This is a genomic window from Bacillus sp. FSL K6-2839 (assembly GCF_038003365.1).
Taxonomy (GTDB): Bacteria; Bacillota; Bacilli; order Bacillales; family Bacillaceae; genus Bacillus.
Genome location: NZ_JBBOOZ010000002.1, coordinates 447,045 through 468,533 on the forward strand (window position 1 = coordinate 447,045; position 21,489 = coordinate 468,533).

Sequence of the window (21,489 nt, forward strand, 5' to 3'; positions counted from 1 at the left end):
CAAAAAACGACCAGATTCATTGGCCGTTTTTCTTTTTATTTATATACCTTCGCAGGAACTTGAATCATAGGAATTCCTACATAATAAGGTGAAATTTCATATGGCTGGAAGACAACAGCAATTCCCTTTTTCGTGAAGTAATACTGCGTGTTGTAGTTGATTTCAATGTCACTTTTTTTCAGGTTCGCATAGAATTTGCTTTTATGTTTCTTTGTGTAGTTATAAATATAATCTCTTACTTTCGTACGTTTTTTCTTTGTTTTCACAACGTCTGTCAAGAACAGCTGCTTTGTCTTTTTCTTTGTTAACACATAGTTCATGCTGGAAACCATCGTATCCCCATGCATTCCACCATCATTCATGTAGTCATAGTTTAAGATACTGAGCTTCTTCCCATTGTTAAATTTCGTTTTAAACGATCTTTCGTACGTGATCTTCCCAAAGCCTTCCTTTTTCGCTTCGTCCTTTAAGAACAAGTACGTAGAATAGGAGAAGGAAATATCTTTTTTCAAATCACGATTGATGGTTTTCATATGCGCCTTGCTTAGGTTTTTCACCTGTGCATATTTGAACGTTTTTTTCTTTTTATAATAGTGTGTGCTTACTTTTGCTTTTTTTGCTTGTTTGGCATCCGCCGATCCAACTGGTGCAAACAACGAAACAATCAGCGAAAAAATGAGCAGACTGATCGTTAGGCCTTTTTTCATCGTCATAGTAAAAACCCCCATTTTTGTCTATTACCAATTGAGTATACCATGACAAAAGAACCAAAAGAAGCGCTATTTCCATATTATTCTTCCTTTTTTCACATCGGGTTTGTTTACCGTTATTTGTTTATGTAGAAAATTAAACAGTAAAAACCATTGACTTTTTCTCGAAAAGGTTGAATAATTGTGTATATTAAGAAAATTGAATCAAAAGGTAACCTTATTAAGAGTGGTGGAGGGACTGGCCCTGTGAAACCCGGCAACCGCTGTTCCTAGGAACAGAATGGTGCTAATTCCTTAGGCAAGCAGATGCTTGTTTGAAGATAAGGCAGAGTTCTCTCAGTATATGATGCTCTTCCTTATCCAAGGAAGAGCTTTTTTATTTGATTTTTAACCTGTAGAAAGAAGGGATTCAGCATGACACAAGTACAAACCATTGGAAAGAAAACAACGAAACCGCCATTTCGCGCAGATCAAGTAGGCAGTTTACTTCGTTCAGAACGTATCAAGGAAGCACGCAAGCAAAAAGCAGACGGCACACTGACAGCCGAGCAGCTCCGACAAATTGAAAATGAAGAAATTACACGCATTGTGGAGAAGCAAAAAGAAATTGGATTAGAGGTTGTCACAGATGGAGAATTCAGACGTGCATGGTGGCATTTTGACTTTCTTGAGGGATTAGATGGAGTCGAAGGATTTGAAGCGGATCAAGGTATTCAATTCCACAATACGACGACAAAAGCGCGTGGCATCAAGGTAACAGGCAAGATTGATTTTACAGATCATCCAATGCTGGAGGATTATCGTTTCCTTCACAGCATCGCTGGTGATCATACAGCTAAAATGACGATTCCAAGTCCGAATATGCTCTTTTTCCGTGGAAAGCTTGAAGAAGGAGTATACGACAGCCTAGAGGCATTCCACCATGATGTGGCACAGGCGTATAAGAAAGCCATCCGTGCTTTTTATGATGCAGGCTGCCGTTATCTACAGCTCGATGATACCGCATGGGCCGTGTTCTTTTCTGAAAAAGGTCATGAACAAATCAAAGCCTTTGGCCGAGAAGAAGATGAACTTCGTGAGTCATTTGCGAAAACAATCAATGAAGCGGTTGCCGATCGTCCAGAGGATTTGGTGATCACCATGCACATTTGCCGTGGTAACTTTAAATCGACGTGGGCAGCTGAAGGCGGTTATGAAGCAGCGGCAGAAACGATTTTTGCCGGCTTAGATCTGGATGGTCTCTTTTTAGAGTTCGACGACGATCGTTCTGGCGGTTTTGAACCCCTTCGCTATGTGAAGAACCCTAACCTACAAATCGTACTAGGCCTTGTCACTTCAAAATACGGTGAGCTTGAGCCTGTTGAACAGATTAAAAAGCGGATCGAGGAAGCGGCTCAATACGTGGACATTAATCAAATTTGTTTGAGTCCACAATGCGGGTTCGCCTCAACGGAGGAAGGCAATCTGTTAACAGAAGAGCAGCAATGGGAAAAGCTTCGTCATGTAATTGAGATTGCGGATCAAGTGTGGACTTCGTAGTCTCTTTGACGAAAAAAAGACAAACCGTAGTATGAGCGGTTTGTCTTTTTCTTTTAAGCATCTAAATGCTCACCATTCGTAGCAATCACTTGTTTATACCAATCAAAGCTTTTCTTTTTCTTTCTATCTAATGTACCGTTTCCTTCATTATCACGGTCGACATAAATGAAGCCGTAGCGTTTTTTCATTTCAGCTGTTGATGCGCTGACAAGGTCAATTGGGCCCCAGCTTGTATAACCCATCAAGTCCACTCCGTCTGCGATGGCTTCTTTCGCCTCTAGCAAATGGCTTCTGAGGTAATCAATTCGGTAATCGTCTTGAATGGACCCGTCTTCTTCTACTTGATCGACAGCTCCCAATCCATTTTCTACGATAAACAATGGTTTTTGGTAACGGTCATATAACTGGTTTAGTGTTGTACGAAGTCCTTTTGGATCAATTTGCCAGCCCCAATCACTTGCTTCTAGATAAGGGTTTTTCACGCCTTCAAATAGGTTACCACCAGTCACTTGTCCAAGAATCTCTGGATCTGTACTTGTCACAAAGCTCATGTAATAGCTGAAGCCAATATAGTCCACTGTATGGTTTCTTAGGATGTCTTCATCACCATCTTGGATCTCAATATGAATTCCATTTTCGCGGAAGTATCGTTTCATGTAACCTGGGTAGTAGCCTCTTGCCTGTACATCTGAGAAGAACAATGTTTTACGATCCTGATCCATTGCAGCAAACATATCTTCTGGTCTTGAGCTGTACGGATAAGTCGTCATCGCTGCAATCATACAGCCGATTTTCGCATCAGGAATGATTTCGTGTCCTGCTTTGACAGCTAAAGCACTTGCAACAAATTGGTGATGCGCTGCTTGATATTGAATGCTTTTCTCGTCATCACCCTCTTCAAATACAAGTCCGCCACCAGTGAAAGGCGCATGTAACACGACGTTGATTTCATTAAAGGTCATCCAATATTTCACTTTGTCTTTATAGCGAGTAAACAACGTTTTCGCATATGTTTCATAAAGATCGACAAGCTTACGGTTTCTCCAACCGCCGTAGTTTTTCACAAGTGCAAGCGGCATTTCATAATGAGAAATCGTGACAACTGGTTCAATTCCATGTTTATGCAGTTCATCAAATACTCTGTCATAAAAAGCAAGGCCTGCTTCATTTGGTTCAGCATCGTCGCCATTTGGGAAAATACGCGGCCAAGAAATGGATAGTCTGAAGCACTTGAATCCCATTTCTGCAAAGAGTGCAATATCTTCTTTATAGCGATGATAGAAGTCGATTGCATCATGATATAAATTAAGATCTTTCATTGATTCATCAAATGGATGCATAATACCATGCGGTGATACATCAGCTGTCGATAAGCCTTTTCCATCTTTATTATAAGCACCTTCAATTTGGTTGCCTGCAACAGCGCCGCCCCATAAGAAACCTTTAGGAAATGTTTTTTCTAACTTGTTCATGTTGAATGCCCTCCTCATTTTCTTCTACACTGACTGTGAGCAGTGTCTCTTTCACTGTAATCGTGCCATCTGTTTTCGCATCAACTTGTGCGAAATCATTTGTATTGGTGACGATAATTGGTGTCGTGACATCATAGCCTTCTTGCTGAATGCCCTCGATATCAAATTCAACGAGCACATCTCCTGCTTGAACAAGATCACCTGACTGCACATGACTGGTGAAATGCTTTCCGCCAAGCTTCACTGTATCAATTCCAACATGGATGAGAAGCTCTGTGCCTTGGTCACTCTTTAAGCCAATGGCATGTTTCGTTTGAAAAATGGTTTCAACCTTACCGTTGAACGGTGCTACAACACGTCCAACTGTTGGGACAATGGCTGCACCTTTACCCATGATTTCATTAGAGAATGTTGCATCATTGACTTGATTTAGCGGCTTTAGTTGACCTTCAAGCGGGCTTTGTACCACTTCATTTTGAAGCGTTGCTGTATCTTTCTTTTCTTCTGGTTTGTCTGCCTTTGTATCATCTTTCACTGGTACATCTTTGAACCCTAGAACAAGTGTCATGATGGTTGCTACGATAAAGCCGATCACTAAACCGATGATTGAATAGACAAACGTTGGTCCAATGAATGTTGGGATACCTGGAATACCTGCAGATCCAGACACCACATATGATTTTACTTTGAAGATGGACATGAACACGCCGCCTGCTGCTGCACCAATGAGGGCTGCAAAGAACGGTTTTTTCAATCGCATGTTCACACCATACATAGCAGGTTCAGTAATACCCATTAATGCTGTGATACTTGTAGACATCGCCAATGATTTGAATGTTTTGTTTTTTGATCTTAAGAAGACACCGAATGCTGCGCCTGCTTGTGCCATATTCGCTACAAACATCATTGGAAGAATGTAGTCAAAACCGTTTAACGTAATGTTGTTGATCATAATTGGAAGTAGTGCATAGTGCATACCCGTAATGATCAATGGTGACATGAAACCGCCGATCAAGAGTCCGGCCAAAATACCTGCATGTTTAAACAATAAATCAATTCCACCTGAAAGACCATTTCCGATAATCCCACCAAGCGGTCCAACCGCGATGAGCATAATTGGTACAACGACAAGAAGTGTAACCGTTGGAACAAGGATGATCTTTAATGATTTCGGACTATATTTTTCTGCGAATCTTTCAACATATGAGCCAAGCCAGATGGTGAGTAGAATTGGAATCACCGATGAAGAGTACACAACGGCAACCACTGGCAAGCCTAGAAATTCTGTATTTCCCGCGCCTAGTAAAGCAGTTAACTGCGGGTGCAGTGCTGCTGCTGCAATGGCAGCGGCAATATACTGATTTGTGCCAAGTTTTTTGGCTACGCTTACAGCTAGTAGAATCGGTAAGAAGTAAAAGGCTCCGTCTCCGATGGCTGTTAAAATTGCATACGTACTGCTTTTATCTGATATCCACTGGAACGTAAGCATGAGTGCCAATATTCCTTTGATCATACCGGCTCCAGCGATGGCTGGAAGAATCGGCGTGAAGACACCAGAGATAAAATCGAAAAGCTTTGATATCACATTTTGTTTTGATGCTTCTTCTGTACCGCCTGACTTTACATCTGTTGACAGTCCTGAGTCAGCAATCATCGCTTGATAGACATTTGAAACATCATTGCCGATAATGACATGATATTGGCCTCCGCTTTGATTCACACCCATGACGCCGTCTGTTGATTGCAGCTTCTCTTTATCCGCTTTGCCTTCATCGTATAAGTTGAAGCGAAGTCTTGTCATACAATGCGTGACGTGCTTGACGTTCTTTTCACCGCCGACAAGCTCTAGAACTTCTTTTGCTGTTTGTTTGTGGTTCATTGTATTACCCTCCAATCGTTGATTAAATCATGATATAGAAAAAACCTAAACATCCATTAATGTCCGAGAAATAGCAATTCAGACATTAATCGATATTTAGGTTTTGCCTGCTTAACCAGTAACAATCCTTCATAGCGATTGATCGTTATTTAATTTTTATAAGTCTTTAGATATAAAAAAACCTAAATCACGCCTTATCAAAGATAGGGACAATGATTTAGGTTTTGCCTGCTTGACCAGTAACAATCCTAAAAGATTGTGAGTTATGTTGTTTATAGTTATAAATTATCATGTTAATTTTATGATGTCAACGCTTTCTTTTTGAATTTATTTTCTTTTTACCACTCTGTCGATATGCAAAGTTAAATATAGCATCTCATCTTCTATGAGACTTCGGTTGTATTCTTTTTGAACATAATCATTAATTTTCTCAGCACATTGAAAAGCCGCGGTGTTTTTCTCTTTTACTACTTCATACAGGAATTCATTTTGATTTTCCATTTGTGTTTCGTTAAACAGACGCTGTCCAAAAAACTTCAAATGCGTGACAAAACGGAAATAATTTAATGATTCCTCGTCTAAATCAATTTGAAAGTGATACTTGACGATATTTAAAATATCTTGAATGAGTTTGGTAATTTGAATCACGTTTGGCATTTCTTCATTGAGCTCTGCATTGACAATATGCATGGCAATAAAACCGGCTTCATCCTCAGGAAGATGAATGTTAAGCTTGTCCTGAATAATCCGGATCGCTTCTACACCACACATGAACTCTTCTTTGTACAACCGTTTGATTTCCCAGAGCAAGGCATTTTTGATGTCCATTCCTTTTTGATGACGTTCAATAGCAAAGGTGATATGATCCGTCAGCGTCACATAGATGCTGTCATTCAAATTTTTATTAAGGGTTGTTCTCGCATGATCAATAATCGCCTCACACACTTGCATATACTCGATTGGAATATCATAAAGCAGGGTTTTGAATTTTTCTGATATATCTTTATTTTGAATGGAAAATACTTTTTCAATACGTTCTTCGTCAATCGGATCTCCACTTTTCTTTTGAAAAGCGATCCCTCTGCCCATAATGACCAGCTCATGCTGCTCGTCATCATACGCACTGACCACATTATTATTGATTACTTTCGAAATGATCAATTGATACCCCCCAGTACATTCCACTTTTTCGAGCAATTTATCGTTGATTGATATGTCATTTTATTATTATTTTCAAAAAAGAGGACTTTAAGATGATTTTACATTTTTTTTTGATACGGTCAACTAGAAAGAATGACATATTACCTCTCAAAAATGACGAAATAGGGGCAAAAAAGTCTAAAAACATACAAAAAAACACTCTATTAAGAGTGTTTAAAAAGTCTATTTTACAAAATCAGGAGCAATCCCAATTATAGACGACATTCTCGAAATTTTTTCGTTTGAGGTCTTCTGGTTTGATAAAAAAGTTGGCGATTCCGCAATCTCCCCACAACAGATCTACTTCATCATCTGAGTCGATTTGTAATAACAGAACGGTATGTTCCTGGTCTTCGTAGGTACGCGGGTCCTCTTGTGTAAAGCCTGGATATCCGCCCAATTTGTGACCAAAGCCACTCTCTGTCTCATAAAATTCATCCAGCAGGGCATCAGCTTCATTTCCAACAATGCCTTTTACATCTTCGAATAGGTCCCAGCTTCGCTTACCTGTGACTTTTTCAAAGCGAAAATCTCCTACACTGACCGTTTCGCTTGCCAGTTCACCTGTAATTGCGCCTTCCTTCGTCACAGGAAAATAAAAGTCGTCTGGAATTTTCACAAAAGAAAAATCAGTCAACAACTCTTCTTCGGCCAAGAAAGGTTCCTCAATAAATTTGATCCGAAAATCTTTTTGCTCTGTTTTATGGTCAAGATTCATCCCATAAAGATCATCATGCACAGAAATAAAGACTTGCAAAAGTCCTGTTTCTGGATAATCCTTCAGCTTCGGCAGCTGTCCAAAATTTATTTGTGCCAAAAGCTTCATAGGGTGTCCTTCACCATCAACTGGATATTCGTCGTTTTTTGGGAAGTAAGGATCGCCTGCAATTTTGCTGTCGTATGGTCCTGTTTTTCCTAGTTTCATCTGTAATTGAATCATTGGTTGTTCAGTTTGATCTAACATTGTACGGTAAGGTGCTATTATTTCTTGCAGCTTCGCTGATTGTGTAACGATGGTCTTCCTCCTTATGAATAGGTCTACTGACCAGACTAGTATCTCTTTTCTATCATACAGAAGTGTACCCTGCCTGTCAGCGATAAATCGGTCATTATCCGAACAACTTGCCCACCTTAAAACGTAAAAAAACCTCCGATTCATCTGGAGGTTTTGGTCGGTATTTTTTATTTCACTTGATAGTTCACTAAGTCTTCTGCCAGTGATTTCATCGTTTCATTTGTTTCATGAAGACCTTCAATAATTTTTGTGAACGTGCCTACAAGCTCTGCTTGATGCTCAGAGGAAGCGACAATTTGTGCTATTTCTTCTTCCATTCCTTTAATCGATCCCTGCACATCTTTTAGCGCTGTTTCAATATCCGTCGTCGCTTGTTTGGCGTGAGTTGACAGCTTTCTCACTTCCGTTGCGACCACTCCGAAGCCTGCTCCTGCTTCACCTACTCTTGCAGCTTCAATTGATGCGTTGAGTCCAAGTAAGTTCGTTTGATCAGAGATACCTTTTATAAGATTGGACACTTGATTGATTTTAGAGGAATTTTCTACAGTGGTTTTCGTGTTTTGTAGAATTTGTTCACTTGTCGCTTGTAGTTCCTCTGAATGTGCGGCAACTTGCTGTACCATTGCGACTAGTTTTTCGGAAGCTTGGTTGCTCTCCGTCATGATGTGATCTAATCGTTGTTGATTGGTCTGGTCATAGGCCACGCAGAAAGCAGCGACTACTTGACCCGTCTCATCTTTAATTGGAACGGCTACAATATCCATTGGAATCCCGTATACCTCTTTCGGAATTTGGATAAACGATGGCTCTCTCCCATTTTTCAACATAGAAAAGTTTTCGAACCCTGGAGCTACTATGTCCCCAGCTTTAAACCCTAAGTCAATGTTCCCATGTTGCTGATAATAAAGAACCTTCTCTTTCCCTAAAACAGAAAAGGTTAGTTGCTCTCTCATAGCTAGTCCAATGATTGGTAAAGCGTCTATTATGTTATCAATTCTCTGTGACATTCGCTCACGTTCATCCTCTCTTTTTCTCAGTACATCCTCTTTATCGGTTCGTTATAAGGTCTATTACAGCCTGTAATGTGCACTAATATCAATCAAATGACCTAATACATATAAAAAGCCCACATTCTACCAAGAGAATGTGGGTATTTTTAAAAAAAGGACATGCACATCAAGACACTGATACCGATGAGCAAAAGATACATATAGTCGATCCACGAAGTGCTGATGACATGATAATACGTCCGCTCCCTCGCCCCCGTGAAACCTCGTGCTTCCATCGCAATCGCTAAGCGCTCTGATTTTCGTACGCCCTGCGTAAAAAGAGGAAGTGCATAACGCATAAAGGCTTTCCAGCTGTTTTTTTGCTTATAGCCTCTGATTTTATGTGCTGCCTTCATTTGCTTTAATTCACTTTGAAATAACGGGATAAACCGGAAGCCGGCAAGCATCCCATATGCCCATTTTGGGGACATTCGGCATTGATGTATTAAGCTCATCATAAAGGCCGTCAAATCTGTTGTGGACGTAAAAAGGAGACCGAATGTCACAAAGCCAAGCATTCTGAAAGAAATGGTAAGGCCATTTTTCAAACTCTCCTCTGTGATATGAAACCATGCCCACTTCCAAACAGTATGATCCCCCTTGCCAAAGGCCGCCATCATCCAAAATACGAGAATAAAAAAGAGCAGATAAGGGACAAGTCTTGTGAAAAGATACTTCATATTCCATCCGCCTAAGACAAGTCCAATACCAAGTGCAAACAGCCAGATGATGAAGGTTGTTTTAGGGTCAGATATCGCCATGAGACAACACATCGCAAGCAGATGAGCGAGTAATTTGATGACTGGATTCACAGTGGAAAGAAAGGAGTGATTACTTTGCAATCGTCAGCACGTCCTTTCTTTCAGCCACATAGCGATAATGCAAAGGGGCTCTCAGCTGATAAGCATCGACAAGTTCCTGATTTGAAAATAAATCATAAGGCGTGCCATCATACACATGCTTTCCTTGGTGAAAAAGAAGCACTTGATCGGCACACTTATCGACGAGGTCCATATCATGTGTGACCATCAAAATGGTGGTGCCTTGGCATTGACGCTCTTTCAAACGCCTCATTAATTCCTTCGCCGTTCTTTCATCCTGCCCGAAAGTCGGTTCGTCTAACAATAGTACATCCTGATCAAAAAGGAGCATTGTGGCCACACTCAATCTTCTTTTTTGACCTAAGCTTAAGGTGAAAGGATGCGCTTTTGCATGCTTCTCTAAACCGAACTCTTCCAATAGCTGAACTGTTTTTTCTTGCACAACGGATTCTGGCCAATTTCGCTGTCTTCCACCAAATGCGATTTCATCGTAGACTGTATCTTGTATGAATTGAAGCTCCGGATTTTGAAACACAAAGCCTGCTTTTTCATATAGTCGTCGGTCAGACCACTTTTTGAGGGGTGTCTCTTTTAAGAAAATGCTGCCTTTTTTCGTTGGCTCTAAACGGACTAAATGTTTGAGACATGTGCTTTTCCCGCTTCCATTTTCCCCAATTATCGCCACCCAATCCCCTGCTTTGATATCCAGCTGAAGGTCACTCATAATCCTTTTTTTCCCGTAGCTTAATTGAAGATCTTCTGTGCGAATGATGGTCTCTCGCTCAGTCGACGGCACTTTTTTACGCTGCTCTTTTCTTGCTTCAAAGGTTTGCATAAGCGTTTGACTCATTGGATGAAATGGGTCTTGAATAATTGCGGACCATTTCTCGGGAAATAATTTCGGCCGCCAAATCCCTGCCTCTTTCATTTCTTCTTCATATGTCGCGAGCACATCTTTTGGAGGCCCCTCTGCTAAAATGCTGCCTTGATCGTCTAATAAAATCACCCGGTCCATCCATTCGATGACACCATCTAGCACATGCTCTACAAAAATCATGGTTTGTCGCTGCTCACCTGCAAGCTGCTGTAGCAGCTGGAAAACCTCCATTCTGCCTGCTGGGTCAAGCTGTGCGGTCGGTTCATCAAAGAACAGCACATCTGGCTCTAACGCTAGTAAACAAGCAAGTGCCAATCGCTGCTTCATGCCGCCAGATAATGTATGAATGTCTGTATCCGGATCGACATCGAGTTGGACTTTTTGCATGAGCTGCTGAATGATGTCATCCATCTCTTCACGAGGGACGGAACGGTTCTCTAAGCTAAAGGCAATTTCTTCATTGACGCGGTGCATACAAAACTGGGAATCAGGATCTTGAAACATGACGCCTGTATGTCTTTGCAATATCACTTCGCCCTGCATGTCAGCTTCCATATGTTCTGGAATAATCCCAGCCAGAACTGAAATGAGTGTGGATTTACCGCTTCCGCTTGGTCCTAAAATAAGCACCTTTTCTCCTTTTTGAATGGAAAGAGAGATTTGATGCAAAACAGGCTGAGGCTGTTCATAAAAACGGACAGTGAGATTATTGCACGCGAGAAATGAATCCATGCTGTTCACCTTTATTTCGTTTTTCTTTCATGATGGCATATTGATTCAGTACACCGGTTTTGGATAATGCGTCCACCACAACTTTCGCTAAGCATCCGCCCAGTATCATCCCGCTGATGATTTGAGTCATCAGTGTGATGAGTAAAACTTGAGGCGTGTAATAACCAAAGCCATTTGCAACGAGGCTATATGCCATTGCTCCAACAGCTGCAAAGGCACCTGACAGCATCAGTGTCCACATGCGATATCGTTTATAACCAAAAAGAGCAAAGGCGATTTCTGCCCCAAGCCCTTGGCATACACCAATCAGCAGGGCTGAAAGACCAAAGTGGCTGCCTGTCAGTAATTCCACAGCGGCAGCGGCTGTTTCTGCAATCAGGGCAGCTCCCGGCTTTTGGATGATATACGCGACGATTGGACTGGCAATCACCCAAATGCCAAACATGATGTTGCCTCCTGCTGGGCCAACAAGTGCTGTAATTGGTAAGTAAAGTGTGGACCATCCTAAATAGATGACACCGCACGCAACGGATAAAATGACAGCAAGGACGACTTCTTTCATCTTCCATGTCATGATGAATGCACCTGCAATGGAACTGGCCACTCTTCCACCGTAAACGCCATTTCCCAAAACTTGTACTCAAGCTGACAGCTTAAGATAAAGTGCTGTTTCATTTTTTCCTTTTCCTTCTCACTTGCTCCTTCCGCCAGCTGATCGAGCCGCTTGCAAAGCTCCACTGTAATAGAGTCGGTTAACCCTCCATAAAACGTGATCCACTCATAAAACGGATGTGACGGGTCAGGCTGCACGTCTGAGAGCATTCGTTTTCCAATTTCCCAATATGTCCAAGGACATGGAAGCAGGACAGCAATGATTTCCCCAAGCGTGCCTTCCTGGGCGACTTGCAGCATGTGATGAATATAGTGATGAGCACTCGGAGCCAATGAAGCTCCTTGGAGCTCATCATACGATACACCTGCCACTCGGCAAAGATTTTGATGAGGGTGCGTCTCACTATCTAGTACAAACGCAATCTGTTGATGGAAAAAGGCAATATCTTCTTTGTCTGTACATCTGCTTAGAGCCGCTGCATAAATTTTAATAAATGCATGTAAGTATTCTGCATCTTGTTTGACGTAATGAATGATCTGTTCCTTTTCCAGCTTTCCTGCTGCCAGGCCTCTGACAAACGGATGCTGATAAATGGCTTCAAATAATGGTTCTGTTTCTTTTCTTAATTGCGCTGAAAATGTCATAAAAAAGCCTCCTCTTCTTCAGTTGAATAAATGAAAAAGCCACCCCAAATGGAGCGGCCTTCTTATCGATTCAATCATGAATAAGACAAGGTCCAGCTCCACTTCCCTCCGCTAGTACGAACTAGATCAGGTTCAAAGGGTCCAAGATTTCCTCTTGTCTCAGTCATACATGACTCCCCTAGTGGACTTATATCATTTAATTATCTTTACTCTACACATGTGGTGATTTTATGTCAACCGCCTTTCTTAATTCAATGTTTTGATCGTTGGCAGCTTCTCGATCCCTGCGGCATAGTAAAAATTAAGGACACTGAAGAAATCAATTGGCTTTCCTGTTTTCAAATCAACAGCTAAAATATGATCACCGTAATTTGTCATATCATCAATATCTAAATACCTTGGCGTTTTCTTGCCAAGTGTATCTACAAAGGTATCGTGGTAATATTGACCGCTTGCATATGAAGATTGATGGTACATAAACAATGTCTCCACATCTAAGTAGACGAGAATGGCCTCTGAGGAGCTTGCATAAGGCGCTGAGTACGACACTGGAGCGGAAATGCTTTTCACTTTTACACTTGAAATTGAGTGGGTTCTTTGTTCGTATTTACCATCATAAGAGAAATAAAATACACGCTCCCATTCATAATCTGCTGTCTTCGATTGCTTGTTGTATACTTTTGCGCCATTTGCAAATACATCCCCATTTGCATACGCAGCTACAAAGTATTGTAAGGTTGACGATAGGGATACAGCCCCTGTGAAATTGGGCGGGTTTTTTGCATTCACCTGTAACGTGTAAGAGTCTCCGAAATCTCCACCGCTTGTGATACCGAATGCGTAGTCACCTGCTGGTAAGTTGGTCAAACCAAGGAGACTGCCTGCGGGCTGAATCAGGTCTGTCGGGTACGCTTGTCCTGTTTCATAATCAACAACAAATAATTGAACGAAATAATCGGGATTTGAAGAGGTAATCCGGCTGATGAGTGCCTGAGGTGAAGATGTGCTTAAAAACCATAAATCAACTGGGTCGTCCTCTGATAAGACAACAGATTGGTTGATTGCTAGTCCATCAATGGAGCGAATGGCAGATGTACGCATCTTGCCATCTTTAGCGGCTTTTCGTTTGATACTGATTCCATTTTTCTTATCTACTTTAAAAGATTTTTTCAGTTGCTTCTGTTGGATAGCGGTTCCTTCATCCTGCTTCAAAAACGACTCTTGCACTTGCTGAATAGCTTTTTCCGTCAGTGGTGACAATTTCCCATCTGATTTCGGTGCTTCTTCTGCTTTTAATGCTGGTGAAAATAAACCTGTTGTGACAAGTAAAATAGACAATAAAGCTGCAGTGATTTTCACATAAAATGCTCTCACAGGAACATCCCCTTTTTCCTTAATTGGGTTTTTTGCCCTGTTAATATTTTACCATTATTCTATTCATTGTTTTGGTCTTTTTTAGGACATCTTTATGACAAAAAAACCAGCCGCATATATTACGACTGGTTTTTGATCATTTTATGAAATGGTTTTAACAAACAGGCGTGCTGTTTCTGCGCTGGAACCTGGGTTTTGTCCAGTAATGATTTGCCCGTCAACTACAGCGAATGGTGCAAAGGCATCTCCTTTTTCAAACGCTGCCCCTTGCTCACGAAGTTTTGTTTCCAATAAAAATGGAACCTTTGATGTCAGCTGAACAGCTTCCTCTTCTTCGTTTGTGAAGCCTGTGATTTTTTTGCCTTCGATAAAAGATTTGCCATTTTGATCCTTCACATCAACGAATGCTGAAACGCCGTGACAAACAGCTCCGACTGCACCATTTTTGTCTGAAATGGCTAAGATTGCATCGGCTACCAGTTGATTAGATGCAAAGTCGATCATTGGGCCGTGTCCTCCCGCAAAGAAGATGCCATCATAATCAGCTGGGTTCACATCTGTAAGCGCCTTTGTGTCTTGAAGTAATTCATATACATCTTCATATTGCGCTGGAACACCTTCTGGAATGGAATTTTTATCAATAGGGACAGTGCCTCCTTGAATAGAGACAATTTGGACATCTAGTTCATTTTCTTTAAAAATATGAAATGGCTCTGCCAATTCTTCTAGCCATAAGCCTGTTGGATGTCCGTTCATTTCCGAACTGCTTGTCGATACTAATAACACTTTCTTACTCATCTTGATCATCCTTTCGATATATCATATGGTTATTTTATATTTTGCACAATTAAATATCAAGCAATTAAACTTCAATGCAGCTCTTTATGGTATACCCGATTTTCTAAAAAATATGGCATGACATCAAATCTAATCAATATGTCACATTCTATTGGTAGGGCATTTCATGTAAAATTGTCATTGAGTGATATCATATGAGGTAAGATGGATAGACCTCTCGGATGTGAGGGGACTTTAAAAGGAGTGGAAAAGAGATGAAAACCTATTCGATTGTGATGATCATCATCACGCTCTGTATCATATTGGCCGTCTTTTTGATGAACCTAACAGGGGTCATGTATGGAAAAATTATTTTGGCTGTTGCCGTTGCTCTTTGTCTGACATCCATTATTCGTCTGATGGGTCTTCGAAAAAGATAAAAGCCGCCCTCACTAGGGCGGCTTTATTTATGGTTAAATTGCCAGGATAAGCGCAATTAATGCAAGCAGCGCTGGTACTCCTTGCTTGATGATGATTGATTTATTAGAGGTCACACCGCCAAATACCGCAGCGATGATCACACAAAGAATGAAAAATAGCTGAATCATATATCCAACAGTATTCGATCCGAGAATGAGCCCCCAAATGAGTCCTGCAGCTAAAAACCCGTTATAAAGCCCCTGATTGGCAAACATCACTTTTACATTTGGATCCTTTTGCAAGTGTTCTGGCAGCTTAAAGGATCTCTTTGCCATCTTTGATTCCATAAAAAACATTTCTAATAACATAATGACAATGTGTTCTAATGCGACAATTCCTACTAATATCATTGCTAAAATATTCAATTTAGTTAATTCCTTTCTGATAGACGATCACGAATCTCTATTTTATCCGTGTATAAATCAAAGTCTTGTATTAATTCAAGCGCTTCAGTAAACCGGCTTTGTGGAATGTCTTTCATTTTTCTCACACCGAATTCCTTTTTAATAAAAGCCATGATGGTATTGATATGAAGCTTACCGTGACCATCATACTCCAAATGGCTGCAAAAAGTCTGCATCGTCCCTCTAATCACCTTTAATTGCTTAGCAGTGACACAACTCATTGGTAACGCTCATCCTTTCCTTTGTTTTAACAGCTAAAAAAGAACCATGAATGAAAGAAAAACCTTCCAGTCTCTATTATATAATGGTTTCATTCGGATATCAAAATAAAAGAGAACAGACATTCGACCAAAAAGCCGTCCTTTTCATCAAAAACAGTTTATTACCATATCAAAAAGCCGGATTCAATGGTAAAATCCGGCCTTCTGTTTAGTTACTTTTAGAAATTAATACCTTTCCAACAGAACGATCCTTACTTTGTCCAACGACTTTAAAGGATAGACCATATGTTGGTACATCACGTCCTGCATCTGGGTTATTTGGATTCACATAATTCTTTTTATCACTAAATGTACGAGTCGGGCGAATATAGCGATCTGCCAACGTTAAGCCTGTTGTCGCTGTATAATCAATATTCAGCTTCGTACTTGGATTCAAAGAAAATGCTGCATCATGTACTTGGAAGCCTGTGGCAGCAATGGAGCCGTCACTCCATTTCAATACTTGCTGATCTGCATCTACTACCCCAAGGAAACCGTTCCCTGGGTGATTTCCTACCCAGTTATCACTATAGGATTGATCGACATACCACACGACCAAACCGTTATTATAGCTCATGAGGCTTGCCCCACGTTTGATATGCTTTAAGCCTTTATCAACGTCAGCATAAGAGCGCCACTCTAGCAAATAATATTGGGGTGCATATTGTTTTCCATTAGATTTTGAGAATCCGTTAAAGGTGAACTTAGACGTGCCCTCGGCATCATCTGACCACACTTTCGTCCCATCTGCTGTGATGTTTAAATCATCTACAAATAAGCCTGGCAGTGAATAGCCTGCATCGGTTGTATAGCGGAATTGCAGGTCGATTTTCTTCCCTGCATAAGCAGAAAGATCAAAGGCTGCATCTACCCATCCGTCCGATTTTCCGTCAATTCCATTGCCTTCGTTCGCACCTGCTTCATTTCGATCATTCGTGATGTTACCAGAAATGGTCTTCCACTGATCAGTTCCTGTTTCACGTACTTCTACATACGCATAATCATAATCTTCTTCGATATCATACCATGCTTTAAATGTAAGCTCTGCTTTGCTCCCCTTCGACAAATCGATACCTGTTGTCGTCATGGTCGCATTCAAATTGTCACCCGTTCCGCTGAAGTACGAATATTGTCCTTGAGCAGGTTTTGTGACCACAATCTCTTTATCTGGTAAATCCACTCGAACCGCATCATGGTTCGTTCCTTTTGTTGCTGCTTCATCAATTAGCACTGTTTTGCTTTTCTTTAATGTTTTACCATCAATGGTTTGTCCAGTAAGCCAGTTACCGCCATGCAAGTTTTGAAGCATTTCTTTCGCATATGGACTAAAGCCTGTTGGTTCCGTTCCAGGGACTTTACCTGCCCAGCTTCCGCTTGACATGATCGACCAGTATGAAACAGGCTCGCCTCCGCCTGTGTACTGTGTATCGTACTCATCAGGAAGACCAAGGTCATGTCCGAATTCATGTGTGAACACGCCTGCCGCGCCATCTTCAGGCTCGATAGTGTAATCTAACGCACCTAATTTTCCGCCTTGCCCGACTTCAGATTCAGTGTTTGGAATTTCAAATACATCACCAAGTGACCAGCGGTGCGACCAAATCGCATTAGAGCCAAGTTGTCCGCCGCCAGCTTCTTCACCTACGCCAGCATGAACGACCATCAGATGGTCAATGATGCCGTCTGGTTCGTTATAAACGCCGTCTCCATCCATATCATAGCGGTCCCATTGATCATATTCACCGAGATCAATGTTCGGGTCTTTTGCTGCTGCTTCGAGTGCTTCTTTCACCAATTCACGCGGTTTGCCGTCACTGCCTGATTCGTCTGGTACGTTTCCACCGTAATAGGCTGCTTCATGCTTAGCTGTATACCATCCTGCAACTGTTCCACTGATTGTGTAACTACCGCCGGACTGCTTTTCATAATATTGCTTCATGGATACTTTGCGTTTACCATCTGGACCGATGTAGCCATTTTTTCCGAAAAGCATATCTTGATAGTGCTGTTGATTGTACTTGTCATAGTACATATCAGTCTCTTCTTTTTTAATACTATTATGCTTATAATCTTTAAAATCTACTAATAAAACCAATACCTTATCATTGCGAACATCGCCTTTATACTTTTCCTTTTTGACCGGTTTTACATGATTCCCTTCTTTTCCTTTATGCTTCTTTAACTTTTTCTTGTTGGCTAATTTGTTATGTACCTCTTGTTTGTATTCTTTCAGAAATCCAGGCTCTTCTGTTAAGGTGCTTGCACTTTGTTTCATGGCAGATTCTTCTTTTTTCTTTAGATATTTCTTTAATGCTTTTTGGGTTTCTGCCTCATTGGCATTCTTTTTGATCTTTCCTTGTTTTTTCAAGGCTTTGATGAGACGGTCTTCATTCACGACACTTGCGTCAAATGGAATACCTGAATAATGACCGCCATCTGAGGATGTTGATTTCTCTGTGGTGTGGGCAGATAGAGGGGTGCTGAAAGCTGCCAATGTGCCTAAACTGAGGACAGCCGTTAGTGCAATGCTCGTCCATTTCCCTTTTTTCATATTAGTTCCTCCCTAATTTGGTAATAAATAATATCTCATTCTAGCATATTCCAATATACTTAAGTCGAAAAACATTTTATTTTCAGAAACTTTGTGGAAAATGCACAATACGGGAATGAAATGGGTGGAACAAGGTGTCGAAAATAAAAGAACCCTAGACGATAACCGCCTAGGGTGTTTGTTGTTTTACTATGAAAGCTGCTGGCCTTGAAAGGCAACAACGTCAAGTGGAGCGGCTAAGAATTCTTTTGCCTTCGCTACGAAAGCTTGGAAATGTGCACTTGCATTATGGCTCTGAACCGCAGCGTCATCTTTCCACACTTCTACCATTAAAAAGGTATTTTCCTTTTCTGTATCCTTGAACAGCTTGTAGGATACATTGCCTTCTTCCGCTTGTGAAGCTTTCATTAACGCGTTGATTTCTTCTAGAAATACGTTTTCTTTTTCTGGATGGATCGTCATCCCAGCATGAATAATAATCATATGATCGTCTCCTTTTGAAAAGATATTATTTCCACTCTGTAATGCGTTCAATCGGTAAGCGGTAAGATGCATAACCTTCGTCAGCAGCTTTCCCAATTGATAGCAACATCACTGGTACATAACGTTCTTTATCCCAGCCAAATGTTTCAGCGATGACTTCTTTATCAAATCCGCCAATTGGATTTGTATCATAGCCGTGTGCCCGTGCTGCAAGCATAAGCTGCATAGACACAATTCCACCGTCAATTAAGATTGTTTCGCGATTCACTTGCTCTGGAAGAACCTCAAAGTGTGCAGTTAGTGCAGCAATTTGTCTTTCTTTCACTTCTTGCGGCATGTAGCCATGCTCTACTGCTTTTGAATAAATTTCATCTAAGTATTCATTGCTTTTCATATCTGCAAATACTGCAATGACAGCTGCTGATGTTGACACTTGTGTTTGGTTAAATTTTGCAAGTGGTGCAAGCTTTTCTTTTCCTTCTGGGCTGTCAATGACCATGAAGCGCCAAGGCTGTGCATTCACTGATGATGGAGCCGTTGTTGCTTCTTCTAGAATTTCTGCCATTTCTTCTTTGCTGATTTTCACAGCTGGGTCATAGTTACGAATGGAGCGGCGCCCTTTCATAATTTCCATAAAATCGTTTGTTTTTAATGTTGTAGCCATGTTGAAACACTCCTTTAGGTTGTTTGAATCTTTTCGATGTTTTGTTGTATTCGCATGAGCACATCAGTGAGAAGCTTTCGTTCTTCGTCACTTACGTTTTCAAGCATTTCTGAGATAAATCGTTCTTTTTCTTTTTTAGAAGCTTCGATTCTCGTTCTACCTTCTTCTGTCAGACGAACAAGTGTGACTCGATTATCTTCTGGCTTTCTTCTGCGCGTAACCATTCCTTTTGTTTCTAACTGTTTTAAGTGACGCGTCACAGCCGCACTGTCAATATTCACTTTTTTCTGCAAATCTGACTGGCTGATTTCGTCGGCTTGGAATAACAGTGATAGCAACTCTAGTCTTGATTGGCTGATGCCCGTGCATGCTTCGAACTTCACACCCATCATACGGTTCACGCACTGCAAACGGTATAATACCTCTGCTTCTTCAGAGCAAAATGCAGTCAATGCCATCCCCTCTTTTCTATTCAGATCAATTAGTTGATATATCAATCATTGACTCGTCAACTAATATACACCCATTATTTGATGATTGCAAGAGGTTTGTTTCATAAAGTGAAATTTTTTATCTCAATAGAAAAAGAAATGAACAAAAAAAGGACAAAAGCGACGAAGCACTTTTGTCCTTTTTCCTTTATTCTGTGATCACAGTGTGAATGAGAGTTGGTGCATCAGCATGATCTGCGATGCGGATGTTGTCATAAATTTTTTCCATGACATGCGCAACATCTTCACGATTTGCATGAAGTGTCACGAGTGAATCTCCTTTTTCAACACGATCGCCGACTTTTTTGTTCAGCATGATGCCGACAGATAGGTCGATCTCGTCCTCTTTTGTTGCACGTCCTGCTCCAAGAATCATCGCTGCAACACCGATTTCGTCTGCGACGATTTCAGCAACCACACCTGATTCCTTTGCAGGAACGTCGATTTGGTAAGGGGCTTGCGGCAGTTTTTCCGGCTGATCCACAATCGAGCCGTCTCCACCTTGATTTTCTAAGAATTCCTTGAATTTCTCAAGTGCTTTGCCGTTTTTCATGACTTCAATTAGCTTTTCTCTTGCTTCATCAAGTGTCTCTGCTTTTTTCGCAAGAACAACCATTTGACTTCCTAATGTGAGCACAAGCTCGTTTAAGTCTTCAGGACCTTCGCCTCGGAGTGTATCAATCGCTTCTTTCACCTCAAGGGAATTTCCAATCGCTAATCCTAGCGGCTGAGACATATCAGAGATGACAGCCATCGTTTGTCTGCCTACGTTGTTTCCGATGCGAACCATTGCTTTTGCAAGTTTCTCAGAATCCTCAGGGGTTTTCATGAAAGCACCTGCGCCTGTTTTCACATCTAGTACGATTGCATCTGCACCAGCAGCAATCTTCTTACTCATAATAGAGCTTGCAATGAGCGGGATCGAGTTAACGGTACCTGTCACATCACGAAGGGCATAAAGCTTTTTATCCGCTGGTGTCAGGTTGCCTGATTGCCCAATGACCGCTACTTTATGACGGTTCACGAGCTCGATGAATTCGTCTTTTGTAATTTCTACGTGGAAGCCTTTTACCGCTTCAAGCTTGTCCACTGTACCGCCTGTATGTCCAAGGCCGCGGCCAGACATTTTCGCAACAGGTACATCCAGTGCAGCCACAAGAGGAGCGAGTACAAGCGTTGTTGTATCACCTACACCGCCTGTTGAGTGCTTGTCTACTTTAATGCCCTCAATGGCAGACAGGTCAATCGTGTCTCCTGAGTTCGCCATAGCGAGCGTTAAGTCTGCACGTTCTTGATCCGTCATATCTTGGAAGAAAATTGCCATAGCCAAGGCACTTGCTTGGTAGTCAGGAATTGTTCCGTCCGTATATTCTTTGACAAAGAAAGAAATTTCCTCTGAAGATAATTCTTTTCCGTCACGTTTTTTCGCAATGATATCTACCATTCTCATTGTT

21 protein-coding genes and 2 riboswitches are annotated in these 21,489 nt (G+C 41.2%); of the genes, 2 read left to right on the forward strand and 19 right to left on the reverse strand.

Annotation, left to right across the window (positions count from 1 at the left end; all coding sequences use genetic code 11):
• Positions 1-35: 35 nt before the first annotated feature.
• Positions 36-713: a DUF3298 and DUF4163 domain-containing protein gene (locus tag MHH26_RS16420; RefSeq protein ID WP_307500514.1), complete on the reverse strand. Its 678-nt coding sequence runs from the start codon at positions 711-713 to the stop codon at positions 36-38.
• Positions 714-924: 211 nt separating this feature from the next.
• A riboswitch (SAM riboswitch) is annotated at positions 925-1,037 on the forward strand.
• An 87-nt stretch (positions 1,038-1,124) separates the two neighbouring features.
• Between MHH26_RS16420 and MHH26_RS16425 the strand changes: the two genes are divergently transcribed.
• Positions 1,125-2,249: a 5-methyltetrahydropteroyltriglutamate--homocysteine S-methyltransferase gene (locus tag MHH26_RS16425; protein WP_034660478.1), complete on the forward strand. Its 1,125-nt coding sequence runs from the start codon at positions 1,125-1,127 to the stop codon at positions 2,247-2,249.
• Positions 2,250-2,302: 53 nt separating this feature from the next.
• Here the strand turns inward: MHH26_RS16425 and MHH26_RS16430 are convergent, their stop codons facing one another.
• The 11 genes from MHH26_RS16430 to MHH26_RS16480 form a co-directional block, all read right to left on the reverse strand.
• Complete coding sequence (locus tag MHH26_RS16430; RefSeq protein WP_307500515.1) at positions 2,303-3,721, reverse strand: glycoside hydrolase family 1 protein; 1,419 nt, start codon at positions 3,719-3,721, stop codon at positions 2,303-2,305.
• Positions 3,693-5,600 carry a beta-glucoside-specific PTS transporter subunit IIABC gene (locus tag MHH26_RS16435; protein ID WP_334750588.1) on the reverse strand — a complete coding sequence of 636 codons (1,908 nt, stop codon included), beginning with the start codon at positions 5,598-5,600 and terminating at the stop codon, positions 3,693-3,695. Before MHH26_RS16435 ends, MHH26_RS16430 begins: the two co-directional genes overlap by 29 nt.
• A 327-nt stretch (positions 5,601-5,927) precedes the next feature.
• The gene (gene licT, locus MHH26_RS16440) at positions 5,928-6,761 is read right to left on the reverse strand and encodes a BglG family transcription antiterminator LicT (protein ID WP_034660482.1); all 834 of its coding nucleotides are present in this window, start codon (positions 6,759-6,761) and stop codon (positions 5,928-5,930) included.
• Positions 6,762-6,996: 235 nt separating this feature from the next.
• A complete protein-coding gene (locus MHH26_RS16445; protein ID WP_334750590.1) occupies positions 6,997-7,764 on the reverse strand; it encodes a YwqG family protein in 768 nt (255 codons plus the stop codon).
• Between the two features lie 218 nt (positions 7,765-7,982).
• Positions 7,983-8,822, reverse strand: coding sequence for a methyl-accepting chemotaxis protein (locus MHH26_RS16450; protein ID WP_034660484.1), 840 nt, complete (start codon positions 8,820-8,822; stop codon positions 7,983-7,985).
• Between the two features lie 149 nt (positions 8,823-8,971).
• A complete protein-coding gene (locus tag MHH26_RS16455) occupies positions 8,972-9,706 on the reverse strand; it encodes an energy-coupling factor transporter transmembrane component T family protein (protein ID WP_034660485.1) in 735 nt (244 codons plus the stop codon).
• Positions 9,696-11,294, reverse strand: coding sequence for an ABC transporter ATP-binding protein (locus tag MHH26_RS16460; RefSeq protein WP_334750591.1), 1,599 nt, complete (start codon positions 11,292-11,294; stop codon positions 9,696-9,698). The genes MHH26_RS16455 and MHH26_RS16460 overlap by 11 nt, the downstream gene beginning before the upstream one ends.
• Positions 11,269-11,868: an ECF transporter S component gene (locus MHH26_RS16465; RefSeq protein ID WP_034660488.1), complete on the reverse strand. Its 600-nt coding sequence runs from the start codon at positions 11,866-11,868 to the stop codon at positions 11,269-11,271. The genes MHH26_RS16460 and MHH26_RS16465 overlap by 26 nt, the downstream gene beginning before the upstream one ends.
• A complete protein-coding gene (tenA, locus tag MHH26_RS16470) occupies positions 11,865-12,551 on the reverse strand; it encodes a thiaminase II (protein ID WP_034660490.1) in 687 nt (228 codons plus the stop codon). Before tenA ends, MHH26_RS16465 begins: the two co-directional genes overlap by 4 nt.
• An 86-nt stretch (positions 12,552-12,637) precedes the next feature.
• Positions 12,638-12,741, reverse strand: a riboswitch (TPP riboswitch).
• Between the two features lie 56 nt (positions 12,742-12,797).
• Complete coding sequence (locus MHH26_RS16475; protein WP_106030688.1) at positions 12,798-13,925, reverse strand: hypothetical protein; 1,128 nt, start codon at positions 13,923-13,925, stop codon at positions 12,798-12,800.
• A gap of 141 nt (positions 13,926-14,066) precedes the next feature.
• Positions 14,067-14,723, reverse strand: a complete 657-nt coding sequence (locus MHH26_RS16480) for a type 1 glutamine amidotransferase domain-containing protein (RefSeq protein ID WP_034660493.1) — start codon at positions 14,721-14,723, stop codon at positions 14,067-14,069.
• A gap of 254 nt (positions 14,724-14,977) precedes the next feature.
• Between MHH26_RS16480 and MHH26_RS16485 the strand changes: the two genes are divergently transcribed.
• A complete protein-coding gene (locus tag MHH26_RS16485) occupies positions 14,978-15,142 on the forward strand; it encodes a hypothetical protein (RefSeq protein WP_003214630.1) in 165 nt (54 codons plus the stop codon).
• A gap of 33 nt (positions 15,143-15,175) precedes the next feature.
• Here the strand turns inward: MHH26_RS16485 and MHH26_RS16490 are convergent, their stop codons facing one another.
• From MHH26_RS16490 to MHH26_RS16520, 7 genes are all read right to left on the reverse strand, one after another.
• Entirely contained in the window at positions 15,176-15,547 is a 372-nt protein-coding gene (locus tag MHH26_RS16490) for a DUF1304 domain-containing protein (protein WP_034660494.1), read from the reverse strand.
• A gap of 5 nt (positions 15,548-15,552) precedes the next feature.
• Positions 15,553-15,807 carry an ORF6C domain-containing protein gene (locus tag MHH26_RS16495; protein WP_012011773.1) on the reverse strand — a complete coding sequence of 85 codons (255 nt, stop codon included), beginning with the start codon at positions 15,805-15,807 and terminating at the stop codon, positions 15,553-15,555.
• A 208-nt stretch (positions 15,808-16,015) separates the two neighbouring features.
• Positions 16,016-18,397 (reverse strand): immune inhibitor A domain-containing protein, encoded by a 2,382-nt coding sequence (locus MHH26_RS16500; RefSeq protein ID WP_307500522.1) that lies wholly within the window; start codon positions 18,395-18,397, stop codon positions 16,016-16,018.
• A gap of 189 nt (positions 18,398-18,586) precedes the next feature.
• Complete coding sequence (locus MHH26_RS16505; RefSeq protein ID WP_060597613.1) at positions 18,587-18,880, reverse strand: putative quinol monooxygenase; 294 nt, start codon at positions 18,878-18,880, stop codon at positions 18,587-18,589.
• 25 nt (positions 18,881-18,905) lie between these two features.
• Positions 18,906-19,544 carry a nitroreductase family protein gene (locus MHH26_RS16510; RefSeq protein WP_012011776.1) on the reverse strand — a complete coding sequence of 213 codons (639 nt, stop codon included), beginning with the start codon at positions 19,542-19,544 and terminating at the stop codon, positions 18,906-18,908.
• Between the two features lie 14 nt (positions 19,545-19,558).
• Positions 19,559-20,002, reverse strand: a complete 444-nt coding sequence (locus MHH26_RS16515; protein ID WP_045210167.1) for a MarR family transcriptional regulator — start codon at positions 20,000-20,002, stop codon at positions 19,559-19,561.
• A gap of 181 nt (positions 20,003-20,183) precedes the next feature.
• Positions 20,184-21,485 (reverse strand): pyrimidine-nucleoside phosphorylase, encoded by a 1,302-nt coding sequence (locus tag MHH26_RS16520; RefSeq protein WP_340974104.1) that lies wholly within the window; start codon positions 21,483-21,485, stop codon positions 20,184-20,186.
• Positions 21,486-21,489: the final 4 nt, after the last annotated feature.

Coding starts and splice junctions, on each gene's coding strand:
- MHH26_RS16485 (WP_003214630.1), top strand. CDS start 14,978: ATGAAAACCTATTCGATTGTGATGATCATCATCACGCTCTGTATCATA.
- MHH26_RS16425 (WP_034660478.1), top strand. CDS start 1,125: ATGACACAAGTACAAACCATTGGAAAGAAAACAACGAAACCGCCATTT.
- MHH26_RS16500 (WP_307500522.1), bottom strand. CDS start 18,397: ATGAAAAAAGGGAAATGGACGAGCATTGCACTAACGGCTGTCCTCAGT.
- MHH26_RS16445 (WP_334750590.1), bottom strand. CDS start 7,764: ATGTTAGATCAAACTGAACAACCAATGATTCAATTACAGATGAAACTA.
- tenA (WP_034660490.1), bottom strand. CDS start 12,551: ATGACATTTTCAGCGCAATTAAGAAAAGAAACAGAACCATTATTTGAA.
- MHH26_RS16420 (WP_307500514.1), bottom strand. CDS start 713: ATGACGATGAAAAAAGGCCTAACGATCAGTCTGCTCATTTTTTCGCTG.
- MHH26_RS16505 (WP_060597613.1), bottom strand. CDS start 18,880: ATGATTATTATTCATGCTGGGATGACGATCCATCCAGAAAAAGAAAAC.
- MHH26_RS16435 (WP_334750588.1), bottom strand. CDS start 5,600: ATGAACCACAAACAAACAGCAAAAGAAGTTCTAGAGCTTGTCGGCGGT.
- MHH26_RS16480 (WP_034660493.1), bottom strand. CDS start 14,723: ATGAGTAAGAAAGTGTTATTAGTATCGACAAGCAGTTCGGAAATGAAC.
- MHH26_RS16465 (WP_034660488.1), bottom strand. CDS start 11,868: ATGACATGGAAGATGAAAGAAGTCGTCCTTGCTGTCATTTTATCCGTT.
- MHH26_RS16450 (WP_034660484.1), bottom strand. CDS start 8,822: ATGTCACAGAGAATTGATAACATAATAGACGCTTTACCAATCATTGGA.
- MHH26_RS16510 (WP_012011776.1), bottom strand. CDS start 19,544: ATGGCTACAACATTAAAAACAAACGATTTTATGGAAATTATGAAAGGG.
- MHH26_RS16460 (WP_334750591.1), bottom strand. CDS start 11,294: ATGGATTCATTTCTCGCGTGCAATAATCTCACTGTCCGTTTTTATGAA.
- MHH26_RS16495 (WP_012011773.1), bottom strand. CDS start 15,807: ATGAGTTGTGTCACTGCTAAGCAATTAAAGGTGATTAGAGGGACGATG.
- MHH26_RS16430 (WP_307500515.1), bottom strand. CDS start 3,721: ATGAACAAGTTAGAAAAAACATTTCCTAAAGGTTTCTTATGGGGCGGC.
- MHH26_RS16515 (WP_045210167.1), bottom strand. CDS start 20,002: ATGGCATTGACTGCATTTTGCTCTGAAGAAGCAGAGGTATTATACCGT.
- MHH26_RS16520 (WP_340974104.1), bottom strand. CDS start 21,485: ATGAGAATGGTAGATATCATTGCGAAAAAACGTGACGGAAAAGAATTA.